The organism is Microbacterium immunditiarum (genome assembly GCF_013409785.1).
GTDB classification, from domain to species: domain Bacteria; phylum Actinomycetota; class Actinomycetes; order Actinomycetales; family Microbacteriaceae; genus Microbacterium; species Microbacterium immunditiarum.
The window spans coordinates 2,759,044-2,771,815 of sequence record NZ_JACCBV010000001.1 but is presented as its reverse complement, the minus strand read 5'-3'; the positions used below and the strand labels follow the sequence as shown (position 1 = coordinate 2,771,815).

9 protein-coding genes and 1 pseudogene are annotated in these 12,772 nt (G+C 71.0%); 7 read left to right on the top strand and 3 right to left on the bottom strand.

Annotated features, from left to right (window positions below; all coding sequences use genetic code 11):
- The first annotated feature begins 73 nt into the window (after window positions 1-73).
- Window positions 74-2,665: a leucine--tRNA ligase gene (gene leuS / locus BJ991_RS12945; RefSeq protein ID WP_343048751.1), complete on the top strand. Its 2,592-nt coding sequence runs from the start codon at window positions 74-76 to the stop codon at window positions 2,663-2,665.
- 15 nt (window positions 2,666-2,680) lie between these two features.
- Here leuS and BJ991_RS12940 read toward each other — a convergent pair whose 3' ends face one another.
- Window positions 2,681-3,397: a gamma-glutamyl-gamma-aminobutyrate hydrolase family protein gene (locus BJ991_RS12940; protein WP_179490616.1), complete on the bottom strand. Its 717-nt coding sequence runs from the start codon at window positions 3,395-3,397 to the stop codon at window positions 2,681-2,683.
- A gap of 179 nt (window positions 3,398-3,576) precedes the next feature.
- Between BJ991_RS12940 and BJ991_RS12935 the strand changes: the two genes are divergently transcribed.
- The 3 genes and pseudogenes from BJ991_RS12935 to holA all read left to right on the top strand — a co-directional run bounded on the left by BJ991_RS12935 (window position 3,577) and on the right by holA (window position 7,682).
- Window positions 3,577-4,191, top strand: coding sequence for a helix-hairpin-helix domain-containing protein (locus BJ991_RS12935; RefSeq protein WP_343048750.1), 615 nt, complete (start codon window positions 3,577-3,579; stop codon window positions 4,189-4,191).
- A gap of 77 nt (window positions 4,192-4,268) precedes the next feature.
- Window positions 4,269-6,020, top strand: a pseudogene (locus BJ991_RS18675) (ComEC/Rec2 family competence protein); the annotation flags it as partial.
- Window positions 6,021-6,605: 585 nt separating this feature from the next.
- Window positions 6,606-7,682 (top strand): DNA polymerase III subunit delta, encoded by a 1,077-nt coding sequence (gene holA, locus BJ991_RS12925; RefSeq protein ID WP_179492780.1) that lies wholly within the window; start codon window positions 6,606-6,608, stop codon window positions 7,680-7,682.
- A gap of 57 nt (window positions 7,683-7,739) precedes the next feature.
- On the opposite strand, the gene rpsT is transcribed toward holA, so the two are convergent.
- Together rpsT and BJ991_RS12915 are read right to left on the bottom strand one after the other, a co-directional pair.
- Window positions 7,740-8,000 carry a 30S ribosomal protein S20 gene (gene rpsT / locus BJ991_RS12920; protein WP_179490614.1) on the bottom strand — a complete coding sequence of 87 codons (261 nt, stop codon included), beginning with the start codon at window positions 7,998-8,000 and terminating at the stop codon, window positions 7,740-7,742.
- 132 nt (window positions 8,001-8,132) lie between these two features.
- Complete coding sequence (locus BJ991_RS12915; RefSeq protein WP_179490612.1) at window positions 8,133-8,858, bottom strand: alpha/beta fold hydrolase; 726 nt, start codon at window positions 8,856-8,858, stop codon at window positions 8,133-8,135.
- 139 nt (window positions 8,859-8,997) lie between these two features.
- Here BJ991_RS12915 and lepA point away from each other — a divergent pair, with 139 nt between their 5' ends.
- The 3 genes from lepA to hemW are packed head-to-tail and all read left to right on the top strand — an operon-like array spanning window position 8,998 to window position 12,741.
- A complete protein-coding gene (gene lepA / locus BJ991_RS12910; RefSeq protein ID WP_179490610.1) occupies window positions 8,998-10,848 on the top strand; it encodes a translation elongation factor 4 in 1,851 nt (616 codons plus the stop codon).
- A gap of 19 nt (window positions 10,849-10,867) precedes the next feature.
- The gene (locus BJ991_RS12905; RefSeq protein WP_179490608.1) at window positions 10,868-11,518 is read left to right on the top strand and encodes a DUF1990 domain-containing protein; all 651 of its coding nucleotides are present in this window, start codon (window positions 10,868-10,870) and stop codon (window positions 11,516-11,518) included.
- Window positions 11,518-12,741 (top strand): radical SAM family heme chaperone HemW, encoded by a 1,224-nt coding sequence (gene hemW, locus BJ991_RS12900; RefSeq protein ID WP_179490606.1) that lies wholly within the window; start codon window positions 11,518-11,520, stop codon window positions 12,739-12,741. Before BJ991_RS12905 ends, hemW begins: the two co-directional genes overlap by 1 nt.
- The last annotated feature ends 31 nt before the right edge of the window (window positions 12,742-12,772 follow it).

Sequence of the window (12,772 nt, the reverse complement as noted above, 5' to 3'; positions counted from 1 at the left end):
TGTCCCACTCTCCGGTAACCTGGATATTCCGCGACATCGCGCGCGCCCAGACATACCAGGATTGGCATCACCCGTGTCTCAGACCCTCCCTCCCGACACCGCCGCGCATGCCGGCGGCGGTGCGTTCGACCCGTACGCGATCCAGCAGAAGTGGCAGGCTCGCTGGGAGGCCGCCGACCCGTTCCGCGCCGGCGGCGGCGACGACACGCGTCCGCGCAAGTACGTGCTCGGCATGTTCCCGTACCCCTCGGGCGACCTGCACATGGGCCACGCCGAGAGCTACGCCTACGTCGACATCGTGGCCCGGTTCTGGCGGCACCGCGGCTACAACGTGCTCAACCCCATCGGGTGGGACTCGTTCGGCCTCCCCGCCGAGAACGCGGCGATCCAGCGCGGCGCCGACCCGCGCGAGTGGACGTACTCGAACATCGCGCAGCACAAGAAGAGCTTCCGCCAGTACGGCTCGTCCTACGACTGGTCGCGCATCCTGCACACGAGCGACCCCGAGTACTACCGCTGGAACCAGTGGCTGTTCCAGCGCCTCTATGAGCGCGGCCTCGCGTACCGCAAGGACAGCCCGGTCAACTGGTGCCCCAACGACCAGACGGTGCTCGCGAACGAGCAGGTCGTCGACGGCCGGTGCGAGCGCTGCGGCGCCGAGGTCATCAAGAAGAAGCTGACCCAGTGGTACTTCAAGATCACGGATTACGCCGACCGTCTGCTCGACGACCTGAACCAGCTCGAGGGCTTCTGGCCGCAGAAGGTCATCCGGATGCAGCGCAACTGGATCGGCCGCTCGGTCGGCGCTGACATCGACTTCGAGATCGAGGGCCGCGACGAGAAGGTGACGGTTTTCTCGACCCGCCCCGACACGCTGCACGGCGCGACGTTCTTCGTCGTCGCGCCCGACAGCGACCTCGCCGCCGAGCTGGCCGCCGGGGCATCCGCCGAGGTCCGCATGCGCTTCCAGGACTACCTCGACACCGTGGGGCGCGAGAGCGAGATCGAGCGACAGAACACAGACCGACCCAAGACCGGGGTGTTCCTGGAGCGCTATGCGATCAACCCGATCAACGGCGAGCGCCTGCCGATCTGGGCCGCCGACTACGTGCTCGCCGACTACGGCCACGGTGCGGTCATGGCCGTGCCCGCGCACGACCAGCGCGACCTCGACTTCGCGCGCGCCTTCGGCCTGCCGATCAAGGTCGTCGTCGACACGACCGCTCCCATCACGGGTGCGATCCCGGTGATCCCGACCGACGAGAACGGCGTGCCGCTCGAGTCGGCGGTCGAGGAGGCGTCGCTGGCCGAGATCCACCCCGAGAAGACCGGCATCGCGCTGACGGGCGAGGGCCGCATGATCAACTCGGGCTCGCTCGACGGGCTGAGCAAGCGCAACGCGATCGCTCGCATCATCGAGGAGCTCGAGACCAAGGGCGTCGGTCGTGCTGCCAAGTCCTACCGTCTGCGCGACTGGCTCATCTCGCGCCAGCGCTTCTGGGGCACGCCGATCCCGATGATCCACACGGAGGACGGCCGGATCGTCCCGGTGCCGGACGACCAGCTGCCGCTCACGCTGCCCGACGCGAAGGGTCTCGACCTCGCGCCGAAGGGCACCTCGCCACTGGGCGCCGCGACCGAATGGATGACCACGGCCGACCCCGAGACGGGCGAGCCGGCGCTGCGCGACCCCGACACGATGGACACGTTCGTCGACAGCTCGTGGTACTTTCTGCGCTTCCTGTCGCCGAACGACCCGGACGAGGCGTTCCCCTCGGCCGAGGCGGCGAAGTGGGCGCCCGTCGACTACTACATCGGCGGCGTCGAGCACGCGATCCTGCACCTGCTGTACGCGCGCTTCATCACGAAGGCGCTGTACGACATGGGCTACATCGACTTCACCGAGCCGTTCTCGAACCTCATCAACCAGGGCATGGTGCTGCTCGGCGGCTCGAAGATGTCCAAGAGCAAGGGCAACCTCGTCGAGTTCGCCTCGAGCATGGTCGACCCCGGCGCCGACGCCGTGCGCACCGCGATCGCGTTCGCCGGCCCGGTCGAAGACGACATCGACTGGGCGGACGTCTCGACCACGGGGGCGCAGAAGTTCCTCGCCCGCGCGCTGCGCGTGGCAGCCGACGTCGCGAGCGACCCCGACGTCGTGTGGGCCGAGGGCGACCAGGCTCTGCGGCGCGTGACGCATCGACTGCTCGCGGATGCCCCGGGCCTGGTCGAGCACACGAAGTTCAACGTCGTCGTGGCTCGCCTCATGGAGCTGGTCAACGCGATCCGCAAGACGATCGACACGGGCGCGGGTCCCGCCGACCCGGCCGTGCGAGAGGCTGCCGAGGTCACCGCGATGATCCTCGACCTGTTCGCGCCGCACACCGCCGAGGAGATGTGGGAGCTGCTGGGTCACGAGCCGTTCGTCGGCCTCGTGCCGTGGCGGAGCCCCGACCCGACGCTCCTCGTCGAGGAGACGGTCAAGACCGTCGTGCAGATCGACGGCAAGGTGCGCGCGACGATCGATGTGCCCGCGCGCATCGGGGCCGACGAGCTCGAGGCGCTCGCGCGAGACGACGAGAAGGTCGTGCGCTCGCTCGCGGGGCGTGAGATCACGCGGGCCGTCGTGCGCCCGCCGAAGGTCGTGAGCTTCAGCACGCACTGACGCCGCGGCGGGCGGTCAGACGGCCGCGATCGCCCGGTCGACGCAGTGGTCGAGCAGCGTCGCGAGCTGCTCGCCCGCGACATCGGGATGCTCCGGGTGCCACTGCACGCCGAGCAGCGGCGCCTTGCGGTGCGCGATCGCCTCGATCGTGCCGTCGTCGGCGCGCGCGACGACGCGAAGCCCATCGCCGAGGGACCGCACGGCCTGATGATGCGAGCACCGCGCGTCTTCGCCCACGGCGAACGCCGCAGGCTCGGGCTCGTCGGGTGCGACCTCCACGCTCGTGGACACGAAGTGGCTCGGTCCCGAGGAACGATGGCCGACCATGTGCTCGACGAGCGTGCCGCCGAGGGCGACGTTGATGAGCTGGTGCCCGCGGCAGATGCCGAGCAGCGGTGAACGACGGTCGAGCGACTGGCGGATGACCGCGATCATCGTGCGGTCGGCCTCGGGCTCGTGCTGCCCGCTGCCGGGATACGTGAGCGCGCCGCCGTACAGCTGGGGATCCACGTCCTCGCCGCCCATGATCACGACGGCGTCCGCGCCGCGGGCGCGATCGAGAACCTCCTGCGGACCGAGGTGCGCGACGGGGAGGAGCGTCGCGGCCCATCCCGCGTCGTCGAACGCGCGCATCGCGGCCCTGTTGAGCTCGTCGAGCAGTCGCTGGTAGCCGGGCGCGCGCGGACGCTCATCCCGGATGTGCAGCACCAGCAGATCCCGACCGTTCGTCATCGAAGCTCCATCTCCCTCGCAGACCACCCTGACACAGCGTCGGGTCGACGCGGTGACCCGTCGTTACGTGCGCGTTTCCACGGCTGCGGCTGCTCCTCCCCAACGGCTCGCGGGCCGCAGTCGTGCACGGATCGCGGCTGCACGCGTCGGTGCACGCGAGGGGCTCCTAACGTCGTCACGTGTCCGACCCAGAGCCCGACCCACCAGCGCTCCCGAACCGCCGACGCCTGGGCATCGGCGCGGCGATCGTGCTCGTGATCGCGGCGCTCGCGATCACGGTGGGCATCGGCATCCTCCGCGGTGCGTCCTCGCCGGTCGAGGCGGTGACCGTCGATCCGGTGGGCGGGGAGGCGTCGGATGCCGCGGCCGACGCATCCGTCTATGTCCACGTCGCCGGAGCCGTCGTCGCGCCTGGACTGTACCGTCTCGATGCCGGCGCGCGGGTGGTCGATGTCATCGCGGCGGCGGGCGGTTTCGTCGAGGATGCGGACGAAGCGGCGGTGAACCTCGCACGGCCGCTCAGCGACGGCGAGCAGCTCGTCGTGGCACGGGTGGGGGAGCAGCTCGCGACAGTCGGCGCGGGGTCGTCGCCCGCCGGCGACGGCAGGGTGAACCTCAACACGGCGTCGGCGGCCGAGCTCGACTCGCTGCCGCGCATCGGCCCGGCTATGGCGCAGCGCATCCTCGACTGGCGCGACGCGAACGGGCGATTCACGAGCGTGGAAGACCTGCTCGCGGTGCCGGGCATCGGCGACAAGATGCTCGAGGCACTGCGCGACCTCGTGACGGTGTGAGCGTGCGAGTGGGCTGGAGGGCGTGGCGGCTCGCACCGGTCGCGGCGGGAGCGTGGGCGGTCGCGGCTGTGGCCACGATGCTTCCGGAAGCCGCGGCGGCGGGGCTCGCGACGGTATTGTGGGCGGCCGCGCTGGCGCTGCTCGCGGTCGTGGGGCAGGTGGCGCGGCGTCGGCGAGGCAGGACGGATGCCTCGCGGTGGGCCGTCGTGGCGGTGCTCGTCCTCGTGGCCGGCGCGGCGACCGCGTCACACGTCGCGTTCGCGCAGCCTGCACGGGCGGATGCTGCATCGCAGGGACTCGACGGAGGTCGGGCGGTGTCGATCGAGGCTGTGGTCACGGGGAAGGTCGAGCGTCGTGCCGACGGGCGCGTCGCGTTCGACGCGGTGGCGTCGCGTGTATCTGCAGGACCGCGTTCGTGGGCGGCTTCGGCTGATGTGACGATCCGCGTCGATCCGGCGGACGTCGGGGGAGGGGCGCCGCTCGACGTCGGCGCGCGCATCGTCGCCGACGGCACCGTCACTGACGGATCACCGGGGGATCGCGCCGTCCTGGTGGTGACGGCGTCGCGGGGCGTGGAGGTCGTCGACGGCGCCACGGGAGTCGCGCGCGGCGCGGGGGAGCTTCGTCGGGGCCTGGTCGCCGCCGTGCGTGGGCTGCCCGCACCGGGATCCGAGCTCGTGCCCGGGCTCGCCGTCGGCGACACATCCCTCGTTTCGCCGGAGCTGGATGCTGCGATGAAGTCCTCGTCGCTCTCACACCTGACGGCGGTCTCCGGCGCGAACTGCGCGCTCGTGGTGGGGATCGCGTTCGGCGTCGCCGCGTTGTGCGGCGCGTCGCGCGGCATCCGCGTCGTCGTCGCGCTCGGGGCGCTCGGCGGCTTCGTCGTGCTCGTGACACCCGAGCCCAGCGTCGTGCGTGCCGGCGCGATGGCCGCCCTCGCGATGCTCGGAGTCGCGCTGGGGCGGGCCCGACATGGGTTCTCGCTCCTGTGCCTCGCGGTCGCGGCACTCGTGGTCGCCGACCCGTGGCTCTCGAGGTCCCTCGGGTTCGCCCTGTCGGTCGCGGCGACGGGATCGCTGCTGCTCTTCGCGCGTCCGCTCGCGCGCGGACTCGGTCGTCGGATGCCGCGCGCCCTGGCGCTGGCCCTCTCGGTGCCGCTGGCCGCACAGCTCGCGTGCGGACCGCTGCTCGTGCTCGTCGCGCCGTCCGTGCCGCTGTACGGTGTCGTGGCGAACCTCCTCGCGGCACCGGCGGCGGCCCCCGCGACGATCGTCGGACTGCTCGCGTGCCTCGCCGCGCCCGTACCGGTGCTCGCATCCGGGCTCGCGGCGATCGCGTGGGTCCCCGGAGCGTGGATCGCGGGCACGGCGATGACCTTCGCGGCGATGCCCGGCGGACAGCTGCCGTGGCTCGAGGGTCTGCCCGGGGTCGCGGTGCTCGCCGCGGTCGGGGCCGCGGTCGGAATGCTCCTCGGTCTGTCCGATCGAGCGATCCGCACCCGTGCGGTCGCCGGCGTGATCGTGGCCGTGACCGTCGGGGTCGCTGCGGGCGCCGCCGCACTCGCCGGTGCCGCCGCCCGCTGGACGATCCCGCCGGTGTGGAGCGTCATCGCGTGCGACGTGGGCCAGGGCGATGCGCTGGTGCTCCGCTCGGCAGGGGCGGTCGCGCTCGTCGACACGGGACCGGAGTCCGCCGCGCTCACAGCGTGTCTCGCAAAGGCGGGTGTCGATCGCATCGACCTCCTCGTGCTCACGCACTTCGACCTCGACCACGCCGGGGGCGCGGATGCCGTCATCGACCGCGCAGAGGTGGTGCTCCACGGCCCTCCGGAGTCCGCTTCGGACGAGCGACTCCTGGCACGGCTCGAGGCCGCGGGGGCGCGCATCGTCGAAGCGACGGCCGGCATGGCGGGCTTCCTGGGCGAGGCGCGCTGGCGTGTGCTGTGGCCGCGGGCCGACAGCCGCGCGTTCCCGTCGGGCAACGACGCCAGCATCGTGCTCGACGTGCGCGGGGGCGGGATCCCGACGTCGCTGCTGCTCGGGGACCTGTCCGCGTCGCCGCAGCGGGCGCTCGTGGCATCCGGTTCGCTCGCTCCGCCGTACGCACTCGTGAAAGTCGCACACCACGGCAGCGCCGACCAGGACCCGCGGATCTATGAGCTCGCGAAGCCGGCGGTCGCGCTCGTGATGGTGGGCGCCGACAACACATTCGGGCACCCGCGGGTCGAAACCCTCAGTGTGCTCGAGCATCTCGGCGCGCGGGTCGGGCGGACGGATCAAGACGGGCTCGTCGTCGTGTGGCAGGAAGGCGACGGTGTGGCGCTGTGGCGCGAGGGCGGAGCGGTGCCGGAGACGGGCGCCGGCGGGTCGCGCGGACCGCCTTCCGCGTCCGACCCGGTCGGTAGGCTGGTCGGCATGGCAGCGGCTCGAAGCACGACGGCGGGCCGGTCCGCGTCGTCGCGCGGTCGCGGCGGTGCACGCGGCGGCGCGACGCGCTCCGCGATCCCGCAGCTCTCGTGGCGCGATCCGCAGCCGGCGCCGATCGTCCTCGTCTCGGGTCCCGAAGAGGTGTGCGCGGAGCGGGCGATCGCCGGCGTGCGCGACTACCTGCGCGCCGAAGATCCGAGCCTCGAGGTGTCCGACCTGCGAGCAGACGACTACGCGCCCGGGACGCTCCTCGCCGTCACGTCGCCGTCGCTGTTCGGCGAACCGCGCCTCGTGAGGGTGTCGGGTGTCGAGAAGTGCTCCGACGCGTTCCTCAACGAGGCGCTCGCCTACCTCGCCGCCCCTCAGGAGGGCGCCACGGTGATCCTGCGGCACACCGGTGCGACGGTCCGGGGCAAGAAGCTGCTCGACGCGATCCGCGCGGGGGAGGGGGGCGGCGTCGAGGTCGCGTGTCCCGCGATCAAGCGCGACTCCGACCGCTTCGACTTCGCCGCCGACGAGTTCGCGACCGCCCGCAAGCGCATCGCGCCGGCTGCACTCCGTGCGCTTGTGTCGGCGTTCGCCGATGACCTGACCGAGCTCGCGGCCGCGTGCCAGCAGCTCATCAGCGATGTGCCCGGCGATCTGACCGAGCAGATCGTCGAGCGGTACTACGGCGGTCGTGTCGAGACGTCCGCGTTCGCCGTCGCCGACACCGCGATCGCGGGCCGCTACGGGGACGCGCTCGTCGCGCTTCGGCACGCGCTCGCATCCGGCGCCGATCCCGTGCCGCTCGTCGCCGCGATCGCGTCGAAGCTGCGCACGATGGCCCGCGTGGCCGGCAGCCGCGAGTCCTCCCAGGCCCTTGCCGCGCGGCTCGGCCTCAAGGACTGGCAGGTCGATCGAGCCCGCCGCGACCTCTCCGGCTGGAACGAGACGTCGCTCGGCATGGCGATCATGGCGGCGGCTCAGGCGGATGCCGACGTGAAAGGCGCCTCGCGCGATCCGGTCTTCGCGCTCGAGCGCCTCGTCACCGTGATCGCGACGCGCGCGCCCTACGGCTCGTAGCGCGGGCACGGAAAAGGCCCGCCCCCTGGGGGACGGGCCTTCTCGAAGCGGCTCGGATCAGAGCGACGCAACCTGCTTGGCGATCGCCGACTTGCGGTTGGCGGCCTGGTTCTTGTGGATGACGCCCTTGCTGACGGCCTTGTCGAGCTTGCGGTTCGCCGCCTTGAGCGACTTCTCAGCGGCGGCCTTGTCGCCCGCCGCGACAGCCTCGCGGGTGTGACGCACGAGGGTCTTCAGCTCGCTCTTCACGGCCTTGTTGCGCTCACGCGCCTTCTCGTTGGTCTTGTTGCGCTTGATCTGCGACTTGATGTTCGCCACGTGTCGACGTTCTTTCGTTCAGAGGTTTTCGATGGAGTGCCGAGTGGCAGGAGAGGGTTGCCGCACGGCGGTCGTGAGGGATGGAACCCACACGCAAGCCAAACAGTGAGTCTACCAGGTCTCGCGCGGTCCCTAAGACTCCCGGCGCTCGAGCGTCGTGAGCGCGAGGTTGAGGATCGCGTTGAACACGCGAGGCCTCATCGCGGTCACGAGGTGGCTCGTGCGGGGGATGACGATGAGCTCGGCGTGCTGCGCGACGCGAGTGAAGAGCCGCTCGTTGACGCGCAGCTGATCGTACTGGCCGTTCACGAACCACAGCGGCACCTCGATGCGGTGCAGCGCCGCGAGCAGGTCGAGCACCGAGAGGCTGCGCAGGGCGACGTCCTGCGCGTCGTACGCGTAGCCGCCGGCGCCGAAGTCGAGTCGCGTCTCGGGCGGCAGCGTGCGATCGAGCACGAGGTCGGCGAGCCGCTGCCCGCGCCCCGGCAGCCGGTCGAACCCGCGCGCGAGCAGGCGGTAGGTCGTGAGACCGACACCGCGTGGGATCGCCGTGCACGACGCCGCGATGAAGCCCGCGACCGGCGGCGGATCCTCCGCGCCGGCGTACTCGATCGAGAGGAGTCCGCCCATCGAGTGTCCGACGAGCAGCACAGGCCCGCGTGCCGCCGCGTCGCGCACCGCGGCGCCGATCGCCTCGAACGCCGAGTCGATCGTGAACACCTCGGACATGCGCGCGCCGTGCCCGGGGAGGTCCACCGCGGTCACCGGATTGCCGCGCTCCGTGAGGTACTCGAGCTGGGCGCGCCACATGGTTGCGGACGTGCGGATGCCGTGCACGAGCACGACCTGCACAACCATGCGATTCAGGTTATGCGGTGCGCGAGGGCGGCGGCGGCATCCGTGAGACCGTGCCATAATCTGCGCGAACAGCGGCCCGCGGCCTGCGTCACGGCCCTCGGCGGTCGGTCAGGACCCGCCCACGTAGAATCGACGGGACATGTCACCGCGCGCCCTGAAGCCTCTCGAGCCGTCCGCGACCCCTCCTGAGCTGATCCGCAACTTCTGCATCATCGCCCACATCGACCACGGCAAGTCCACCTTGGCCGATCGCATGCTGCAGATCACCGGAGTCGTGGCCGACCGCGACATGCGCGCGCAGTACCTCGACCGCATGGACATCGAGCGCGAGCGCGGCATCACGATCAAGTCGCAGGCGGTGCGGATGCCGTGGGCGACCGACGCCGGCACGTTCGCGCTCAACATGATCGACACTCCCGGCCACGTGGACTTCACGTACGAGGTGAGCCGCTCGCTCGCGGCGTGCGAGGGCGCGATCCTCCTCGTCGACGCCGCTCAGGGCATCGAGGCGCAGACGCTCGCGAATCTGTACCTCGCGCTCGAGAACGACCTGCACATCATCCCGGTGCTCAACAAGATCGACCTTCCGGCGGCCGACCCGGAGAAGTTCGCCCTCGAGCTCGCCAACCTCATCGGCGGAGATCCCGACGACGTGATGCGCGTGTCGGGCAAGACGGGGGAGGGCGTCGAGGAGCTGCTCGACCGCATCGTGCGCGACATCCCGGCGCCGAAGGGCCGGGCGGATGCCCCGGCCCGCGCCATGATCTTCGACAGCGTCTACGACGCGTACCGCGGGGTCGTGACCTACGTGCGCATGGTGGACGGCAAGCTCGAGCCGCGCGAACGCATCCAGATGATGTCGACGAAGGCGACGCACGAGCTGCTCGAGATCGGCGTCTCGAGTCCCGAGCCGATTCCGACGAAGGGCCTCGGCGTCGGCGAGGTGGGCTACCTCATCACGGGCGTGAAGGACGTTCGCCAGTCCAAGGTCGGCGACACCATCACGAACCAGCGCAAGCCCGCATCCGAGCCCCTTCCCGGCTATACCGATCCGAAGCCGATGGTGTTCTCGGGGGTCTACCCGATCGACGGCAGCGACTACGCGGAGCTTCGCGAGGCGCTCGACAAGCTCAAGCTGTCGGATGCCTCGCTGCAGTACGAGCCCGAGACGTCGGTCGCGCTCGGCTTCGGCTTCCGCTGCGGCTTCCTCGGCCTGCTGCACCTCGAGATCATCACCGAGCGCCTGTCACGCGAGTTCGACCTCGACCTCATCACGACCGCGCCGAGCGTCGTGTACGAGGTGACGACCGAGACCGGCGAGCACATCACGGTCACGAACCCGAGCGAGTACCCCGACGGCAAGGTCGCGTCGGTGTCGGAGCCCATGGTCAAGGCGGCGATCCTCACGCCGAAGGACTACGTCGGCACCGTCATGGAGCTGTGCCAGTCCCGCCGCGGGGCGCTCCTCGGCATGGACTACCTGAGTGAGGACCGTGTCGAGCTGCGCTACAACATGCCGCTCGGCGAGATCGTGTTCGACTTCTTCGACCAGCTCAAGAGCCGCACGCAGGGCTACGCGAGCCTGGACTACGAGCCCAACGGCTCGCAGGAGGCCGACCTCGTGAAGGTCGACATCCTGCTGCAGGGCGACAAGGTCGACGCGTTCAGCTCGATCGTGCACCGCGACAAGGCGTACGCCTACGGCACGATGATGACCGAGCGCCTGCGCAAGCTCATCCCTCGCCAGCAGTTCGAGGTTCCCATCCAGGCGGCGATCGGCGCGCGCATCATCGCGCGCGAGAACATCCGCGCGATGCGCAAGGACGTCCTCGCGAAGTGCTACGGCGGCGACATCACCCGAAAGCGCAAGCTGCTCGAGAAGCAGAAAGAGGGCAAGAAGCGCATGAAAATGGTCGGCCGGGTCGAGGTTCCCCAGGAGGCGTTCATCGCGGCACTCTCCGGCGACGTCGAGGGCAAGGGCGCCAAGTAGGCGAAGTAGGCTGGAATCCATGCGCCGGGGCACGTTCAAGGACGAGACCGTCGACTACGCCGCCGTCGGGGCGACGCAGGCGCCGGATCTGATGCAGTACCCGCCGGAGCGCAGCATCCCGGCGGAGTCCTCGTGGCGCATCGGCAGCGGCGAGTCCCGTTTCCACACCGCGAGCGAGGCGCTCATGTCGTGGACCGCGCTGCGCGGGGCGGGTCTGACGCTCGCGGACGTGCGCCCCGCATCAGGCCCGATGTACTCGGGCGTGAGCTTCGACAACGAGGGCAACCCGATCGCGCCGAGCAAGCTCGAGGTCGAGCAGCGCTTCGACGCCGACGGCACGCCGTTCGTGAGCGGCGGCATGACGATCCAGCTCGAGGGGCGCGTGCGCGGCATGCGTGCGGGCGGTGAGCTGCGCGTGATCTTCGCCGTCGAGGAGCCCCGCCGCGTCGGCTTCGCCCTGGGCACCGTCGGCGACTCCGTCGTCAGCGGCGAGGAGTCGTTCATGCTCGACTGGCACGACAACGACGAGGTGTGGTTCACCGTGCGGGCGTTCGACCGCCCCGTCGGCATGCTGTACCGCCTGTTCCCGCGGCTCGTGCGGCGCCGCCGGCGCGAGCTGTTCACGCGGTACCTGCGCGCGATCTCGCCGCTGTACGCGACTCCGGCCTGATGGGCGCCGCGCTGCCGATCGGAGAGGCGGTCCCCGCGGACGGCGCGCTCCCCGACGAGACCTCGATCGGTCCCGCGACGCCGTTCAGCGTCTACCTGCACGTGCCTTTCTGCCGCGTGCGCTGCGGATACTGCGACTTCAACACGTACACCTCGAGCGAGCTGCGCGGCGCGCGGCAGGACGAGTACGCCGACACGCTCCTGCGCGAGGTCGCCCTCGCGCGCAACGTGCTCGCGGCGAAGGGCCCGCTGCGTCCCGCCTCCACTGTCTTCTTCGGCGGCGGCACGCCGACGCTCCTGCCGCCCGGCGACCTCGCGCGGATGCTCGCCGGCGTGCGGGACGCCTTCGGGATCGAGGCGGGTGCCGAGGTCACTGTCGAGGCGAACCCCGACACGGTCACGGATGCCACGGCAGCCGAGCTCGCGGCATCCGGCGTCACTCGGCTCTCGATCGGCATGCAGTCGGCCGTCCCGCATGTGCTGGCCGCGCTCGACCGCACGCACGAGCCGGCGAACGTGCGAACGGCCGTCGACGCCGCCCGTGGCGCGGGACTCGACGTGAGCGTGGACCTCATCTACGGCGCGCCCGGGGAATCGCTCGCGGACTGGCGCAGCTCGGTCGAGACCGCGCTGACTCTCGAACCCGACCACGTGTCGGCGTACGCGCTCATCATCGAGGAGGGCACGAAGCTCGAGCGCCAGATCCGCCGGGGCGAGGTTCCCGCGCCCGACGACGACCTGCAGGCCGACATGTACGAGCTCGCCGACGAGCTGCTGGGGGCGACGGGTTTCGAGTGGTACGAGGTCTCGAACTGGGCGCGCGGCGCCGAGCACCGCTCGCGCCACAACCTCGCGTACTGGCGCGGTCACGACTGGTGGGGCTTCGGACCGGGAGCGCACAGCCACGTCTCGGGCGTGCGGTTCTGGAACGTCAAGCATCCCGCCGCATACGCACAGCGCCTCGCCTCGGGCGAGACCCCGGCGGCCGGTCGGGAGAGGACGGATGCGGCGGCCCGCGCCCTCGAGGGCGTGCTGCTGGGGACGCGCATCCGCGAGGGCTACCCCGTCTCGGAACTGCTGGGGGAGGGGCGCCACGCGGTCGCCCGACTCATCGCAGACGGGCTCATCGACGGTGCGGAAGCGCTCCACGGGCGCATCGTGCTGACGCTGCGCGGGCGCCTGCTCGCCGACGCCGTCGTGCGCGCCCTGACGCCGGGGCTGTGAGCCCGCGTTTCTCAGTCGATGCCCCAGGTCG